14 protein-coding genes and 1 pseudogene are annotated in these 17098 nt (G+C 50.2%); 9 read left to right on the top strand and 6 right to left on the bottom strand.

Annotation, left to right across the window (positions count from 1 at the left end):
* From BUB94_RS14910 to BUB94_RS14885, 6 genes are all read left to right on the top strand, one after another.
* Nucleotides 1-426 (top strand): fibrobacter succinogenes major paralogous domain-containing protein (locus tag BUB94_RS14910; protein ID WP_217653146.1); only part of this gene is annotated, 426 nt, incomplete at its 5' end.
* A 436-nt stretch (nucleotides 427-862) separates the two neighbouring features.
* Entirely contained in the window at nucleotides 863-2260 is a 1398-nt protein-coding gene (locus BUB94_RS14905) for a sugar porter family MFS transporter (protein ID WP_073238504.1), read from the top strand.
* 132 nt (nucleotides 2261-2392) lie between these two features.
* The gene (locus BUB94_RS14900) at nucleotides 2393-4597 is read left to right on the top strand and encodes a YgiQ family radical SAM protein (RefSeq protein WP_073157790.1); all 2205 of its coding nucleotides are present in this window, start codon (nucleotides 2393-2395) and stop codon (nucleotides 4595-4597) included.
* Between the two features lie 111 nt (nucleotides 4598-4708).
* A complete protein-coding gene (locus tag BUB94_RS14895; protein WP_073157792.1) occupies nucleotides 4709-5236 on the top strand; it encodes a hypothetical protein in 528 nt (175 codons plus the stop codon).
* Between the two features lie 21 nt (nucleotides 5237-5257).
* Nucleotides 5258-5779, top strand: coding sequence for a hypothetical protein (locus BUB94_RS14890; protein WP_073157795.1), 522 nt, complete (start codon nucleotides 5258-5260; stop codon nucleotides 5777-5779).
* A 28-nt stretch (nucleotides 5780-5807) separates the two neighbouring features.
* Complete coding sequence (locus tag BUB94_RS14885; protein ID WP_073238498.1) at nucleotides 5808-6617, top strand: opacity family porin; 810 nt, start codon at nucleotides 5808-5810, stop codon at nucleotides 6615-6617.
* Between the two features lie 25 nt (nucleotides 6618-6642).
* Here the strand turns inward: BUB94_RS14885 and tnpA are convergent.
* Both tnpA and BUB94_RS14875 read right to left on the bottom strand, forming a co-directional pair.
* Nucleotides 6643-6978 (bottom strand): annotated as a pseudogene (tnpA, locus tag BUB94_RS14880) (IS200/IS605 family transposase); the annotation flags it as partial.
* 152 nt (nucleotides 6979-7130) lie between these two features.
* On the bottom strand, nucleotides 7131-7973 hold the full coding sequence (locus tag BUB94_RS14875) for a 50S ribosomal protein L11 methyltransferase (protein ID WP_073238492.1): 843 nt from the start codon (nucleotides 7971-7973) through the stop codon (nucleotides 7131-7133).
* 26 nt (nucleotides 7974-7999) lie between these two features.
* On the opposite strand from BUB94_RS14875, the gene BUB94_RS14870 reads away from it, so the two are divergent.
* Together BUB94_RS14870 and BUB94_RS14865 are read left to right on the top strand one after the other, a co-directional pair.
* Nucleotides 8000-9016 carry a Fic family protein gene (locus BUB94_RS14870; RefSeq protein ID WP_073157813.1) on the top strand — a complete coding sequence of 339 codons (1017 nt, stop codon included), beginning with the start codon at nucleotides 8000-8002 and terminating at the stop codon, nucleotides 9014-9016.
* Nucleotides 9017-9164: 148 nt separating this feature from the next.
* On the top strand, nucleotides 9165-11588 hold the full coding sequence (locus BUB94_RS14865; RefSeq protein ID WP_073238489.1) for an AAA family ATPase: 2424 nt from the start codon (nucleotides 9165-9167) through the stop codon (nucleotides 11586-11588).
* Between the two features lie 62 nt (nucleotides 11589-11650).
* Here BUB94_RS14865 and BUB94_RS14860 read toward each other — a convergent pair whose 3' ends face one another.
* From BUB94_RS14860 to BUB94_RS14845, 3 genes are all read right to left on the bottom strand, one after another.
* Nucleotides 11651-12037, bottom strand: a complete 387-nt coding sequence (locus tag BUB94_RS14860; protein ID WP_073238486.1) for a YkvA family protein — start codon at nucleotides 12035-12037, stop codon at nucleotides 11651-11653.
* 375 nt (nucleotides 12038-12412) lie between these two features.
* Nucleotides 12413-13291: a TIGR02452 family protein gene (locus tag BUB94_RS14850; protein WP_073238480.1), complete on the bottom strand. Its 879-nt coding sequence runs from the start codon at nucleotides 13289-13291 to the stop codon at nucleotides 12413-12415.
* Nucleotides 13292-13345: 54 nt separating this feature from the next.
* Nucleotides 13346-14080 carry an FtsZ/tubulin family protein gene (locus tag BUB94_RS14845; protein ID WP_073238477.1) on the bottom strand — a complete coding sequence of 245 codons (735 nt, stop codon included), beginning with the start codon at nucleotides 14078-14080 and terminating at the stop codon, nucleotides 13346-13348.
* A gap of 112 nt (nucleotides 14081-14192) precedes the next feature.
* Here BUB94_RS14845 and BUB94_RS14840 point away from each other — a divergent pair, with 112 nt between their 5' ends.
* Nucleotides 14193-15083 carry a DUF58 domain-containing protein gene (locus tag BUB94_RS14840; RefSeq protein ID WP_073157844.1) on the top strand — a complete coding sequence of 297 codons (891 nt, stop codon included), beginning with the start codon at nucleotides 14193-14195 and terminating at the stop codon, nucleotides 15081-15083.
* Between the two features lie 8 nt (nucleotides 15084-15091).
* Here the strand turns inward: BUB94_RS14840 and BUB94_RS14835 are convergent, their stop codons facing one another.
* Nucleotides 15092-17098 (bottom strand): GTP-binding protein, encoded by a 2007-nt coding sequence (locus tag BUB94_RS14835; protein ID WP_073238475.1) that lies wholly within the window; start codon nucleotides 17096-17098, stop codon nucleotides 15092-15094.

Genomic DNA, 17098 nt, shown 5'->3' with positions numbered 1-17098 from the left:
GCTTCGGAAAAATGTCCTAATAAGTTTGACTATAGCAATAAGAATGAAAAACTCGACGGATATATCAATTTTCTCCAGCATCAAGGCATTTGCCCAGACGGGTGGCATGTGATGAACGAGGATGTATGGACGCTTCTGTCTGAAATGAGCGGTAGTGATGTTGCCTATTACATGGGCTCGAAGGTCGCCGGCTTCGGTAGCAACGATTATGGTTTGTCGATATTGCCGACGGGGTATTGGATAGATTATGGAAACGAACATAATAAGTTTGATGAAATAAAGGTCCAATCACAATTTTGGATGCCGCAACAAGCTGATACAGATTTGAAAGCGTACATGACATCTGTTAGTCGAAAGAATTTTTCCAGGAACTTTCCTGTTTCTAAGAAATATGGAAATTCCATTCGTTGTGTGAAGAACTACTAGTTCTTTACAACCTTCAACAAAAAAGTTTAACAAAAATCAGGGTTATGCCAAATAACCCATAGGGGGGGACTTATGTCCAAGAAGAACAATAAGGGTAGTAAAAAGAAAAATGTGCTCGCTGCGTAAAAATGATGCTCACATATAAATTTTTTATTTTTGGCTATGTTCTTTCAAAGTGTAGACCTAATTTTTGTTGGGTTAGACCATTTTTTAGTATTTTTTCAGTAAATTCAACATAAAATGGCAGTCCTACACATTAGTAGAACATAGCCATAAAATTTGCGTTTTTCGCAAAATTTCGCCATGTAACAGCAAAAAATGTTACAAAAAGGCCGAAAAATGTTTCAAGGAAACAAAAGTCCGTGCCTTTGAAACATAATTGATAACGTAACCCCTTGCCTCGGGATAGTTTAAGGGAAAACAAGTGAGGTTCACCATGGAAAACAGAAAGACATCCAATCTCAAGCACATTGTGCTGGTTACCCTGTCCGCTGCAATTGGCGGCTTCCTCTTTGGCTTCGACTCCTCCGTGATTAACGGTGCAAACGGGGCCCTCAAGGCACACTTTAATGCTACCGACGTCCAGTTGGCTTGGGCTGTGTCCCTGGCTTTGATCGGTGCCGCTGTGGGTGCCTATTTTGCGGGTCGCCTGGCTGATTCCTTTGGCCGTGTCCGTTGCATGTTGGCTGCTGCCGCCCTCTTCCTGGTCAGTGCCATCGGTTCTGGCGTTCCTTTTGGAATTCCTGACTTTATTATGTGGCGTGTTATCGGAGGCGTGGGCATCGGCGTTGCAAGTATCATCGCTCCTATCTACATTGCAGAAACTGCTCCCGCACATCTTCGCGGTCGCCTGGGTTCCATGCAGCAGTTCGCTATCGTGATCGGTATCTTTGTGGCTCTGCTTTCCAACTACCTTATCGTGGTGAAGGCTGGTTCTGCATGTGCTGACTTTATCGGCGGCTGTAAGGCTTGGCAGATCATGTTCTGGGTGGAAGTTATTCCTGCAGCTCTTTATGGTCTCGCAGCCCTCCGTCTTCCGGAATCTCCCCGCTACCTGGTAAGCAAGGGTCGTCTGGACGAAGCCAAGGAAGTTCTGGCCAAGATTGACTCTGAAGGCGTGGATGCAGAAATCAACCAGATTCACGAAACTTTCAAGAACGAAAAGCCTGCAAAGCTCAGCGACCTTTTCGAAAAGATTGGCGGCAAGAAGCGTATCGCACCCATCGTCTGGGCGGGCCTCGGTCTTGCAGTGCTCCAGCAGTTGGTCGGTATCAACGTCATCTTCTACTACGGCACCATGCTTTGGCAGAGCGTTGGTTTCGGTGAAAGCGATGCCTTCCTCACGAGCCTCGTTTCTAGCGGCATCAACCTGACCATGACTATTGCAGCAATCCTCCTGATTGACAAGATTGGCCGTAAGCCGCTCCTCCTCATTGGTTCTATCGGCATGGCAGTAACCCTCGGCACTCTCGCCCTCTGCTTCATCTGCGGTGCAGACGCTAGCGGCAGCCTGGTCGGTGCAAGCGGCGTTATCGCCCTCATCGCAGCAAACCTCTATGTGACCTTCTTCGCTGCCACTTGGGGCCCGGTCATGTGGGTGATGCTTGGCGAAATGTTCAACAACCGCATTCGCGCTGTGGCAATCTCTGTGTGCGGCTTGGCTCAGTGGGGCGCAAACTTTGTGGTCAGCTGGTCCTTCCCGGTTCTCACCGGCAAGAATGGAATTGGCGTTGGCCCCACCTATGTGCTCTACACTCTCTTCGCCACCATCAGCATCTTCTTTGTCGCAAAGTTCATTACTGAAACCAAGGGCAAGACCTTGGAAAGCATGTAATCAGAAACTCCAATCAGAGTCCTCCTTAAAAAAAAAGACCCTCGCATCACATGGTGCGGGGGGCTTTTGGTGTTTTAATTAGTCATCGAAACTCACCTCTGAATGAATTAACTTTTTCTATCTTTCTTTCATATGTACGATCCTCGATTTTTACCTATCTGCAAAGAAGACCTGGACGAACTTGGCTGGGATTATGTTGACGTCATCGTGATAAGCGCTGACTGTTATGTGGATCATCCTAGCTTTGGCCACGCCGTGGTGGCAAGGCTTTTTGAGCACGAGGGTTTGAGGGTCGCTATTTTGCCGCAGCCTAACTGGCGCGACGACCTTCGCGATTTCAAGAAGTTGGGTAAGCCCCGTCTGTTCTTCGCCATCAGTAGCGGCATGGACAGTATGGTGAACCATTACACGGCTGGTAAGCGCCTCCGTCATGACGACGCCTTTACCGCTGGCAACAAGGCAGGTTTCCGTCCGGATTACGCCACCTACACTTACGCGAAGATTGTGAAGATGCTTTACCCCGATGTACCGCTTCTGATTGGCGGTCTGGAAAGCAGCTTGCGTCGCGTCACCCATTACGATTACTGGAGCGATAGACTGAAGCCCAGCATTTTGGCTGAAACGGAAGCCGATATTCTAGTGTACGGCATGGGCGAAAAACCCCTGAAGGAAATCGTAAGACTTTTGAAGAAGGGCGTTCCCTTTAGCAGCCTGAAGAATATCCCCCAGACGGCGGTTCTTGTGAACAAGGGCGAATTACCCACACCAGGCAAGCACAAGGAACTGGGAACCACCTGGGAAGACCTGCGCCTGCCAAGCCACGAAGAATGTGTAGCCAGCAAGAAAACGCAAATCCAGAGCTACAACAAGGTGGACATCGAATGCAACAAGATGTTCCAACGCCGTGTTTTGCAAGACGTTGGCGACAAGACCGTTGTCATTAACCCCGCCTACCCGCCCATGGAATACGGCGAACTGGATGAAAGTTTTGAATACCCCTATGCACGAGCCCCCCACCCCCGCTACAAGAAGCGCGGTGACGTTCCTGCATTCGAGATGATCAAGTACAGCATCAACACCCACCGCGGCTGTTTTGGCGGATGTAGTTTCTGCGCCATTAACGCACAGCAAGGCAAGTTTATTGCCAGCCGTAGCCGCGAGAGCATTTTGCGGGAAGTAGAAATCGTTACCCAGATGGAAGGCTTTGCAGGTACCATTACGGACCTGGGCGGTCCCAGCGCCAACATGTACAAGATGCGGGGCAAGGATCGTAGCCGCTGTTCAAAGTGTGCGCGCCCCAGTTGCTGTACCCCCAATATTTGCGACAACATGAATACAAGTCATCGGGAACTGATCGACTTGTACCGCGAAGTCCGCAACCACCCCAAGGTAAAGCACCTGTTCATTGGCAGCGGTGTTCGTTACGACTTGCTCTTGCAGGAAAACTGCGATGAAAAGATCAAGAAGGAACACGAGGAATACGCTCGTGACCTAATCGACTACCACGTCAGTGGCCGCTTGAAAGTGGCCCCGGAACATACGGTGGAAGCGGTTCTGAAATTGATTCGCAAGCCTAGCTTTACGCTGTTCCACAAGTTCAAGGAATTCTTTGACGAGGAATGCAAGCGCATCGGCAAGAAACAGCAACTGATTCCTTACTTTATCAGTAGTCATCCAGGCTGTACCGAAGCCGACATGGCGGAGCTGGCCTTGGAAACAAAGCAATTGGGATTCCAGTTGGAGCAGGTCCAGGACTTTACGCCGACGCCCATGACCATCGCCACGGAAATGTTCTATGCCGAAATGAAACCGGATGGAACGCCCCTGTATGTGGCAAAAACTCCGGAACAGAAAAAGAGTCAGAAGCAGTTCTTCTTCTGGTACATTCCTGAGAACCGCCCGCAGATCCGCGCCACCTTGGAACGCCTCAAACTGGGCAAAATCGGACGTCTCCTTTTAAGCCGCACGGCTATCGCCGAAGGTAAGAGCTTCAGCCCCAGCAAGGAACGTGAAGAAAATCCGGAATTCCGCGAAAAGGATTTGCAGAAGCGAGCCGAACGCAGCAGCCTTTCCATCGTCCCGCAAAAGTCTGGCGAGAAGGGCCGCTGGGAAAACTCCGCCCGCCGCGAACGCAGACAGGCCGAATTTGGAGACAAGACCTGGACTCCAAAACACGAACGCCGTGAGGGTCGACGGGACGATTACCGTCCTGATGATCGTCGCGACAATGGCTCCCGCAATAAGTTCGGTCAGCAAAGAAGCAACACGAACAATCCCCCCCGTAGAAGAGACGATAGCCCCGTCCACTTCACGTCAAAACGAAGATTCGGTAGATGATTTTAAAGCCTTTCGGGAAATCCGAAAGGCTTTTTTTCATATGGTATTCCTAAAAAAACATTACAAAACTATATTAACAGTTAAAGTTTTCTTTACAAAGGATCCATTGAAATGAATAAACTTGTCACACTCACCTTGGCTGCAGCGTCCGCCATCGCCATGAGCGGCTGCGCTTCCAGTTCATCCATCAAAGTCACGGAGATCAACTCCCTTAACCACGAACAGGCCGCACATCTTCGTGCCAAGGGTGTTGCCAACATGAAGACCCTGGGTCCCGTGTTCGTCAAGACCGAAGACCGCTGCTCCCTGGCTGATATTGCCAAGTCCGCCAGCGCCAAGTACAAGAACGTCTCCGACCTGGTGAACATCCGTATGGAAGAAACGGAACAGGTTTCCGGATCAAACACCACTTATTCCTGTAAGTCCTCTGCACTGGCCGTCAACTACCAGATCGTGACTCCGGAAGAAGCTAAGCAGTGGCGCGCCCTCTTTGCCGAAAAGAGCGAGACCGTTATTGAAGAAGCTCCGGCAGAAGTCGCACCCACCGCAGTGCCCGAAAATCAGGATTACGAAAATACCGAAGCAGCTGAACAGCCTGCAGAAACTGAAGCCGCAACTAACGGTTTCTACGTAAGATAAGACGAAAGGAAGGTATTCACTATGAAAATCAAAGCTCTTTTACTCGCTGCTCTCAGCACTCTCATGCTTTCCGGTTGTGCACTGATCAAAAGCAACAACACTAAGGTTATCAGCCCCATCGAACCGGTAAGCAACGCCGCCTTCGAAGCTTACGGTAACGAACGTATCGATGTTCTGGGCATGGCAGCCACCAAGGCAGACGGTCCCTGCTCCGCTGTGGAATTCTTCAAGTTCATCACCAAGCTCTACCCCGATGCAGACGACATGATCAACGTCCACATGGAAGAAACCGAAATTACCAGGGGTTCTACCAAGACCTACAGCTGTAAGTACTCCGGTCTGGCAATCGCCTACACTCCGCTGACCCTCAACGAAAGCATTGCCTGGAAGAAGTCCGAACAGGTTGAAGAGAAGCCTCTTCCCGTAAAGACCGAAATCAAGGAAGTTCCTGTTCCTGCCTGCACTCCCTGCGCATGCGTTACTTGCGGATGCCAGCCCTGCAGCAACATCAACCCGAACAACTACTACAAGCCCGAAAACTAATCCTAATTCCAGATAGAGAGATATTCCCATGTCTAAAAAGATCATCGTTTCTACACTCCTCGGTGCAAGCCTGTCCTTTGCCACATGGGGATACTTCCCTCTTCAGGAATCGGATAAGGGCCTTCAGGTAAAGGCAAGTTTTAACCTCGGCACAGGTGATAACCCCATCGCATTCGGATTGGGTGCAAGGTATGTTCTTGGATCCTCTTTCGAAATTTCCCTGATGGATATCGGTTTTGTCTCCGGGGATAAAATTCCCCTGGATCTTGAGAGTTATGGCGACAACGAACTTCCCACCAACTCCGGATTAATGAATCCCGTCTTGGGCGTCCGTTACCAGTTTACAAGAAAGTTCGGGGCCTTTGTCGACCTGGCCATTCCCTTTGACTCCCAGGAATTCGCTCCCGGTTACATCTACTTGGGCATTCAAAAAGCCTTTACCCTGAACAGGCATTTTGCATGGGGAAATGAAGTCGGTTACAAAAGCTTTTTCGCAGTCAGCAGCGAGACTTACTACGGCGACACAGAAGATGTCACAAGGGGATCTCAAGTTTTGGTGGCCACAGAGCTGGACTTCAACAAGAATCCTAATTTCATCTGGTTCGTAGGCGGCAAGGTCTCTTGGAACATTTCCGATACCAATGGCGAAGCTAGAATTGACGGCGCCCACAATCTCGGTGAAGAGGGAGATACAGGTATCGACGTCTTCGCAGGTGCGAGCTACAAAATCAACCCAAACCTCGCCATCGAAGAAGAATTTTCCATGACACTCCTAGGAAGTGGAGAATTCGACAAGTCCGGCTTGAACTTTAAAACTAGCGCAAAATACGCTTTTTAGAAAAAGCCCCCAAAGGCATCATTTTAAAGTAACCTCGACACCAAAATACCCTATTCCGGTACTTATTCTGCAATTCCGGGATTATGTCATACAATTCTAGACTGCTCTTGCCCTTTGAATACCCCATGAAACTCGAAACGGAAAGTTTCGGCGGTATGGCAACCAACATGTGAATGTGATCAGGGCAGACTTCAGCCTCAATTATCTCCACATCTTTCCATTCGCATAATTTTCTAAGAATTCTTCCCACAAGTTCTCTTTTCTGATTGTAGAGAATCTTCCTTCTGTACTTAGGCGCGAACACAATATGGTACTTGCAATTCCATGTGGTATGAGCAGTCGATTTATTTCTATCATTCATTTTATATCCTTTGATTTTATTGTGATGCAGCTTGCAGACCGCATTTCAATATTAATCAAAGGATTTCTTTCTCCCATGACCGCCAGAAGGCTTTTACGGAACTACCGGCCTAGCCGGTAGTTTTCTTTATACAAACACCCTCAGCGTCTCACTCAGGAGCGTGCAAGCACGCTCCACCACTCACCAGAAATTCTTTCCTTCTGGATGGTGAAGCCGGCTTCTTCAAACCATTTCAGGATGTAGTCCTTTTCGGTCAGGAGCTGGCCGGAAATGATGATCTGGCCACCGGGAGCTAGCAGGTCTTCCATGTCGTCGCGCATGGGCCACAGTTCGCTGCGGATCATGTTGCAGAGCAGCACGTCGAACTTTACGCCATCCTTGAAGGAATCCAAAAAGCCCAGCACGCATTCGCTGTGATCAAAGCCGTTACGTTCAAAATTTTCGGTAATGCAGGGAATAGTCAGCGGATCGATTTCGGTTCCTACGGCAAGCTTTGCACCCTTGCGGCGGGCGAACATAGCCAGGATGCCAGTACCCGTACCGATGTCCAGAACGGTCTTTCCGTTGAAATCGATTTCTTCCATCAGATGGGCGCAACTGCTGGTGGTATCGTGTTCGCCGGTACCGAAGGCGGTCTTCGCCTCAAGTTCCAGAACAACGGTCTTCGGATCTTCGGGAGTATATTCAACCCAAGGCGGACGCACCACCAGATGGGGGCTCACGGAAACAGGCTGGGCACGGTCACGCCACCACTTGTCCCAATCCTTGGCTTCTTCTTCGGTGACTTCAAAATGATACTGGGGGAACTCGGCCACAATACGGTCGCGTTCTTCCTTATCGCCGGTATAGAAGCAGAAGTCGGTACGACCATCTTCCACCGGATCCAATTCTTCGAGAGTAGCAACACCGGCTTCAAAAAGCAGGTAGCTTGCGATTTCATATTCTTCTACCGGGCAGTAGCCCTGTGCCTTATACCAAGTATCAATTTTCTGCATGGTTAAAATTTAATATTTTTTCGTCAATGCTTTACATCCACCAATATCCCGACTGGACTAACTTCCGTTACAACCACCAAAGTGTTGCCGACGCTCTGGGCCAGACCCGATTTTTGGAGGGTAAGCTGGTCGGTACCGCAGACCTGGTGAGTTCATCAGAAGAAGAAACGTCCATTCTTGCGCAGGACATTGCCGCCAACTTTTCACTGGATGGATACGTCCTCGACGCAGAACAGATAAAGCAGGAAATCGCAAAGAGAAATGGCGCCGTAGACGCCGTCCGAAATATTCTGGGCGCGCTGCAGAACGCAAACTCGCCTCTTACAGAAGACCGCCTTTTCGCATGGCATGCCGCCATCGGACAAAACAAGGTCCGCAAATTCCGCAGCAAGGAAAGTTCGATCCGCTTTCAGGACGGCGATAAGAACCGCACTTTCGTCGGCGTGAGTCCAGACCGTATCCCCCACGAAATGGAACGTTTTCTGAACTGGTTCGAGACCGCCTCTGTAGACGGAGCCATCAAGGCAGCCATTGCCCAGTTCTGGTTCTTGACCATTCGACCTTTTGACGACGGCAACGGACGAATCGCCCGCACCCTCAGCGCCATGTTGCTGGCCCGCAGCGAAGAAACCGCCCGATGCCAATACCCGCTGAACAAACTTTTCGCAGAACACCGCGACGAATACAGGCGCATTCTATCCCAAGCCCAGGCAGGCAACGGCGACCTTACGGAATGGATTCTATTCTTCCTTAAAAACTTGCGCGACTCCATTGAAAGACGTCTGACAGAACTTGCGCCAGCATTAAAGAATATGCAGGTCCGTCTGAAGTTCAGCCAGATGGACTTCACCCCCCGTGAAAGGCGTTTACTTGAAGCAGCCCTTTCAGGCGCATTGAGCGTTCCTTTTTCAGTCAAGGAAGCCGCAGCCCTTACAGATGTAAGCCACGACTCCTCTTTGCGAGACATTCAGTCCCTAATAGAAAAAGGCGTTTTCAAGGCCGAAAAGAAGGGCGGACGTAGCCAGCGCTATTCCCTTTTTTAATACCCTTTTTAGTTAGACGTTCTTCTTTTGCAGTCACACCAAAAAAAACTGCAATTCCAGTATACAATTATAAAACTCAAAACGATATACTCTCGTGGGGAGGGGATCCCCGTTCTAGGTTTTCAGACAGGGTTATATCAAGGGTTTTATGACAGTCAACACAAACAGCAACATCAGCAGCACCAAGTACTTCAACAACATCCATTCCAAGCTGGAAAAGGGCGGCGAAATCAAGCGCCCGGATCCGGTAGTCTTTTCATCACTGAAAATTCTGGAGTACTGGATTCGAATTCTGCAGCAGAATCCCGAATGCATCAACACGTCCGTGGCCATCCGCCTCATGGACGAATCCCACACCATGAAGTTCACGGAAGACGTGGTCAAGATGTTCATCCCGTTGCTCAAGAAGAAGGGATCCAAGGCAAAGAATTCCAGGAAGAAATCCGATGCCGAAGCACTCAAGGCCCTGCTCAATTCAGACGCAGATGACGACGATGACGATGACGGTTTCCGAACCGACATTTGCAGCGGAACATTCCTCCGCGCCATCAAGCGATTCGTCGATGAAGACAAGCCCGATTGTCATGTCAAGGCGGTAAACAACTTGCTGAAGGTCATCAGCAATACGGATTCCGACGACATGCATCCTACCCTTTTCCAGGAACTGCAGCGTACCATCGGCGAACATTTCACCAATTATGCCATGAGCACTATCAAGAAGGGCGTCAAGAAGAACGATTCCTCTTTTGTAAGGGTCCAGAAAGTCAAGGATACTTATCGCCTTAACGATGATGAGTTGGAAATGCTTTTGTACCTCTGGCTCCGCGACAGCCCGGATCTTGAAATCCAGGAATCGGAACGTTCCATTTTGCGTCACCGCCGTTTCCGCGACAACGACAACAATGTGAATAGCCTCATGAACATCGCCCGCGCCACCGGTTTCTCGACGGAGCGCATCACGGAACTTCTGGGAAAGAACAGCGCCCTGAGCCGATTGAATTTGCTGAGCGACAACCTGGATTTGCCCAACGAAGTTTGCAAGTATCTGAGCGGCTACAGCGATGGTGCCCAGATGAAGGCATTTTCTGCAGCAGAACCGGCCACCGTCAGCTTTGAACAGCTCCAGGGCAAAAACCCCGATGCCCGCCTGCTGTTGACCATGCTCAAGAACCATGACCGAAAAAGCCCGCTGAACGTCTTGCTGTACGGTGTTCCCGGCACCGGCAAGACAGAGCTTGCAAAGGCTTTAGCCGCAGAACTTAATGTTCCCCTATGGGAAGTCAGCATTGATGTAGATGACGAAGAAATCGGCGGACGCCGTCTGGATTCCCGCAACAACAATCTTCTGCAGTACCGCCTTCGTGCCGTCACCCTGGCCGACTGGCATTGCGAAAAGAATCCTGGAATTATCCTGGTAGACGAAGCGGACATGGTGCTGAATTTTGGCGAAAAAGGTTCACTGAATCACTTCTTTGAAACATTGCACACACCCGTCATCTGGATTTCCAACAAGACGGGATTGGTAGAAGACAGCACCCGCCGACGCTTCGACTTTTCCATGGCATTCAAGCCTTTGGCAAAAGATGAACGTCTGAGCGTCTTGAATTCCGTTTTGAAAGCCCAGGAAGCAGAAAGCCTGCTCACCGACGAAGAAAAGCTGAAACTTGTGGTGGAATATCCTGCCATGGCTGGCGGCCTCACCTTGGCCGTACAGCGCACCAAGAGTCTTATAGACTGCGGAGCCACCGGTGCTGCAGACAGCTACAAGACGGTCGCCAGAATTCTCAAGGCACATACACAGCTCATGGGAATCCGCAATGGAAACTTGAAGGACGTCGAAAGCCATGCTCCCAACTACTCCCTGGAAGGTCTGAACATCGAAGGTTCCACTCAAGAAATTATGGAAGTGGTTCACAACTACGATCAGGTCTGGAACACCTTGGAAGAAGATGACGCGCCCAACTCCCTGAACATCCTGCTTTACGGTCCTCCGGGAACCGGCAAGACAGAATTCGTTCGCTACATGGCCCGCGCCCTCGGCCGCAACCTGATTATCAAGCGCGCCAGCGACCTGCTTGGAATGTTTGTAGGCCAGACCGAAGCCCAAATTGCCGCCGCCTTCGAGGAAGCCAATCGCACCAAGTCCATTCTGTTCTTCGATGAAGCAGACAGCCTGCTGAATGACCGTGCCGGAGCATTCCAGAACCACGAAGTCAGCAAGGTCAACGAACTGCTGACCCAGATGGAAAACTTCAAGGGAATCTTTGTGGCGGCCACCAACTTCGAAAAGCATCTGGACCCGGCAAGTTCCCGCCGTTTCTCCCTGAAGCTGGGTTTTGATTACCTGAAGCCCGCCGGTGTACGTCACATCTGGAACGTCTTCTTCCCGGATACCGTCTGCCCCGATTCCGTGGCACAGATTCCCATGCTCACCCCCGGCGACTTCAACGCCGTCAACGGACGCCTTCGCTACTTCCCCACCAGCAGCAAGACTCCCGACCGCATCGAAGCCGAACTCCGCAAGGAATTGCGCTGCAAGGACGACAAGGCCGGCAGAACCATGGGGTTCTAAAAATTCCCGTATAACTCCGTAAAACCAAAATCCCCGCAGAATTCTTCTGCGGGGATTCATTTTTACCCTTGCGTCACCAGGTGGACAATCAGGGTGATTAGCCCACCGACAACAACACCGGCCAAAAGGATCAGGGCCACCAACATCCACTTGATGTACTTGACCAGCTTGACCATGAGGGCATCCTGGTTCTTGGCAAATTGCTGGTAGGCGTTCAAGGCAGCCATAATGGTAAAGCCCACATCGTCCATCCAACCCAAAACAGGAATCGTATCGGGAACAGCATCAATGGGCGAGACGTCGTAAGCCAGGGCCAACATGGCAATAACCACGGAAAGAGCCTTCCACACAGGAGATGCGCCCTGCGGGTCCATAGGCTTATTGGACGATTTGCGGTTCAGTTCCTCGGCGTCATGAACTTCGCCTTCATAAACTTTTTCCTTTTTCATTTTTATCCTTCTTGATAAAAAATCAGACTTTCTTTTTTTGAAAATCTATATACAAAATTTTCCCCTAATACAATAAATAATAAAAGTTTCTTCTAACCTGTTTTAGAAAAGCGGGGCGTTTCAAACAACGGGCATGAGTCATAGCCCAGATTGTAGGGAACGAGAGTCCACAAAGTTTGCAGTAAAATTTAGGCATGAAATTATCCTTCTTGCTGTTAATATACACGCATTATTCACGAAGTGGATTCTCCTACAAAAAAACTTGCTATTAAAAAAAGGAACCTCCGGCCAAAAAAACCGGAGGCCTTTTCACCACAACACAAAAGGTGAAATATGTGGATGGGGCAAAGGATTTGTCTAGCGCAAAGAAGTATTTTACACCATGGTATTCTTGAAGGCTTCGTAATTGGCCAAACTGTACTGGTTACAGTAAACGGCGAATTCAATGGCAACAAAACGGTTCCTGTATTTTTCGACCAGCTGGCGGTATGCCTTCGCTACAACCCGAGGGTCATTCCTGAAGGCGCCACAGCCGAAAGCCCCCAGAACAAGAATCTCAGCCTTATTGGCCAAAGCAACCTGGATAATCTTTTCGCCACGATTCAAGTGAAGTTCAAACAGTTCCTCTTCGCTAAGGATCCAAGGGGCAAACCACAAATTTGGAGCGGCGCAGGTAATTACATCAACCATGGTCCAGTCCTTCTTGGGAAGGCGCTTGGGTTCCTCCACATCGCTCTTGATAATGGCCACGTTGGGAACATAAATGCAGGCGTCAGTATAAAGGTGGTCGCTGCGCTTGCGATGGAAGCGGTAATAATTCTTGACGAATTCCGGACGGGTCAAGACAGGGTAAAGAGTGGAACAGCGGCACAGGCATTCCTCCTGAGCGAAGGCACCATCGGTCACGCCGCCGCCGGGGCTTGTAGCTGAGGCAAAGTTCAGCACTGCAATTCGCTTTCCCGGGAACTTTGCCTTCAACTTTTGAGCCGCCTCAAAAGTGCGGTGGCGGGAGACAGAAACCGCGGCGTCTGCAGAGGCATTTTTTTCGCCAGAATTTTCCGATGGGGTTCCCTCGGCAGCCAGGCAATCACAGCTTTCGCCTGCAGCACAGGGCGAGATTTCCACAGGTTCACCTTCCATATAGAGCTTAGCCCCTTCCCCAGAAACTTCTACAGCCTTCTTAAGGGCTGCGTTTTCCTGAATCATGTTCAGAGTGTCTTCAAAAATTTCAATCAGCTTGTCTCTTGTAGTCATTTTTCTCTACTGTATTTCAGGTTCAACAAAAAAGTTCGCAATTTAAAGTACAGCTTACACGGTCCACATGCGAATGCGGCCACTTTTTTCAGCATTTTCATTTGTAATGTCCGATATAATGATGTTGGTATCATCCTTAGCGCACCCGGAATCGTAGAAGCTTTCAACAGCCTCGCTGTATTCCTCAAGGGTCAAACTCTTGTCATGCTCGATCTGGACAAGGAATCCATTGGAGTCAAGCCCCTGTTGCTTAAAAGTTTCAGTCAGTTCCTTGGCGCAGTTGATTATCCACTTTTCACCATTTCCGCAAGTTTCCAGACAAGTCAAACGGCGGCGCGGCCTATTCAACTTGATTACAGCCAGGAAATCTGCGAAATCCACCATAATCATTCCGCGGCTCTTGAACATCTGCACAAAATTCACAATGCGTTCCGCAGCGCACTCACCATCGTTCATGACGTGATAGAAATCCACAGACTGTTCAAGAAGAGAGCGATCCTTTTCGGCGTCAAAAGACGGACTTACAACAAAGGCGCCAACAGGAACCCCACTTTTCAAGGCCCTTTCACCCATTTTTACCACAGAGGTTTCACAGTTACAATCTGCGCCTGCCACCAGAAGCAACAAGCCGCACTCATTGCGGTCCATGACGAATTCCATATCCGCGGATTCTTTTTCTAGGTAGCATTCCACGCCCGACAACCCCAATTGTACCACCTTTTTGCCGACGGAAACCGCAATTTCGGAGCCAATTTCGCCAAAACCAACAATTTTAACCTCAGGATCCATAATTAACCTCGCTATGTATATCGTTTTCAACCGGCAAAATGTCTAACAAAAAAATTGTGTTTTTCTCGACCAACGAGTTTTTGTATATTACTCCCCGTAAAACGAGATTAAAATGCTTGATAAAGAAGTTCTAAAAACCGTCAGCCGTATTGAATTGAGCGTTCGCGGCACGCTGGACACGGTCATGACCGGCGCCTACCATAGTTCCTTCAAGGGAAATGGTATGGAATTCAGCGAAGTCCGTGAATATATGCCTGGCGATGACGTGCGAACCATTGACTGGAACGTGACGGCCCGTACCGGCACCCCCTACGTAAAAAAGTTCATCGAAGAACGTGAAATGACCATGCTGCTGATGGTTGACGCCTCCAGCAGTTCCGAATTCGGAAGCGGAAAGCAGATGAAGGGCGAAGTCATGGCCACCCTCACGGCCCTTTTGGCTTTTGCAGCCATCAAGAACAATGACAAGGTGGGCCTGCTGATTTATACCGACCAGGTAGAACTTTTTATTCCGCCGGAAAAAGGCCGCAAGCACGTACTGCGCCTGATTCGCGAAATTCTTTACTTCAAGCCCCAGCACCACGGCACCAATACCCAGGTAGCCCTGGAATATGCCGGCAAGATTTTGAATCGCAAGGCCGTTGTGGTGGTGATGAGCGACTTTTTGGATGAAGGTTTCGAGAACGCCTTCAAGATCCTGCGCAAGCGCCACGACGTACTTGCAGTCTCCGTGGTGGACCCCCGCGAAATGGAATTGCCCCCTGCAGGCCTTGTGGAATTGGAAGACCCCGAAACCGGCGAAACCTTGCTCATTGACACCGGAGACGTCGCCTTCCGCGAAGCCTTCGCCCGAGAGGCAAAGCGTCAGGGAAAGCAGACCAAGGATTTATTCCAGCGCATGTCCATTGACTTTGTTCGCATCGAGACCCACGACGACTTCAAGGAAACCGTGGCCCCGCTGATTGAGCACTTCAGACGTCGCGCCAAGATGGCACGCAGCTAACAGCGGAGTTATTCAACACAGGGTCGATAGCCCAGCAGTTTCAAGCTGTACAACGCCGTCCCCTTGCTAATGCTGCGCACGTTGGTAGCGTATCCAAAAATCTTCCGCAGGGGAATATCCGCCTTTAGGAAGTGGGTACGTCCATCGCCACCGATTTCCTTGACCCTTCCCTCACGGGCCTGAATATCGCTGGTAATATTACCGGCAAAGTTCACCGGACATTCCAAAGAAAGTTCCATGACCGGTTCATAAAGTTTAATGTCGGACGGCTTGAAAAGCTTGGTAACCGCATCGGCGCAAGCCTTCTTGATCATGGGCGGCAGGGCATTTTCGGTCCAGCTGAATTCCAGGACTTCGAAGCGGACACCCACCAGGGGGCCCTTTCCCAGCACACCAATTTCAGCCGTTTCCAGAAGTGCGGAACGGACACCGGCAAGAATCTCGCGAGGAGCCGTTTCCAAAAATTCTGCGGTTAGACGAATGTCGTGATTCTGGGGCAGCTCTGCGGAATTTTCCACCACATCATTTTGAATGGGGGACGCAGATAGTTTAATGCTAATTTTATGGGGGCCAAGCTGGAAGGAATTTTCTACAGCATCCACTTCATGGGACAGGCGCTCCTGCCAGCGGACCTCGGGATCGCCGGCCTGAACTTCACAACCGAATTCACGACGGAGACGGGCCAGCAGAACATCCAGCTGGACTTCGCCAACCGTATGCAGATACCAGAAGCCACCATCGTCATGAACCACGCGGAAACTAGGATCCATGCGGCTCAAGGTATTCAGGCTCTTTTCTACATGATGGTAGTCGTCAGTAGCAAGACATTCTACGCGGGTCTGCAACAAGGGCTGGTAACGGTCGCGGATGTTTTCGCCCTTCGAATCTTCTTCGTCTTGCAGAAGATGGCCATCCCGCATAATGACCTGACCCAACTCCGTTTCAAAAGGTGTACGCATGGCGTAAATGTCACCGGCACGGATTTCTTCTACGGGAATCAGAAGGTTGGCCTTCAAACGTGAGAACTCAAAACCTGCAGGCCATTCCTTCCGCTCCATGTCGCAGTGGGCGCGGAACAGGGAAATCTCCCCCACGCCCTTGAAATGACGCAGACGGATAACCTGGCCTAATTCCCGTTCATCAAACTGCGGAACCTCGGGCAAGAAAAAGCTCAAGGCTGTCACAAGACTGCGCACGCCAAAGCCCGCCATGGCAGAACCCGCATAGCAAAGCGCATAGTCGGAATCCAGGGCAAGACCTTTAAGACCGCGAAGCAAAGCCTTGGGCGGAACCGGCTTACCTTCAAGGGCCAATTCCAGAACTTCATCATCGAAGTTGCTAGCGAATTCTACCGCTTCCTTATAATGCTTGGCCAGCAAATCGGCGCCGGAACCGCTAGATCCTTCACTTCGTTCAGAGGAAGACCCTTCAGAAAGAACATCAGCGGAGTCCACCACTTCTTCGCCACGGTCTGAATGGACCAAGCGACTCTTGCTCAGCACATCGAGCACACTGACCATCTGACCGTTCTCATATTCGGGAACCGTCATCAGCACCGGACGCACACCCAGGATCTCTTCTACGTTAATGAGGGTCTCGTCCAGAGAATAATCAGGATTGTCCAACTTGTTTATGTACAGTATGGTCGGCACACCTGCGGCCCGTAATTTTTTAAAGGCGGCAACCGTCTGAGTTTCCACTCCACTGGCAGCACTCACCACCAGCACAGCCCCTTCCACAGCCGTAAGGGCCATATCCACTTCGGCGCCGAAATCCACATGGCCCGGAGTGTCGATAAAATTAAACCAGGTATTTTTCCACTCGAAATGAGCCACCCCACTTTCGATAGTGATGCCTCGTTCCTTTTCCTCGGGCATGTAGTCCATGGTAGCAAGGCCGTCTTCAACCTTGCCCGGTCTACGGATTTCACCGGCAGCAAAAAGAATACGCTCGGAAAGGGTCGTCTTTCCCGCATCGACGTGGGCCAAAATGGCAATATTTCTTATGGGTTGCAT

Origin of the sequence: Fibrobacter sp. UWH9 (assembly GCF_900129715.1) — a bacterium.
Classification (GTDB): Bacteria; Fibrobacterota; Fibrobacteria; order Fibrobacterales; family Fibrobacteraceae; genus Fibrobacter.
This window is presented reverse-complemented; position numbering and strand designations above follow the sequence as displayed.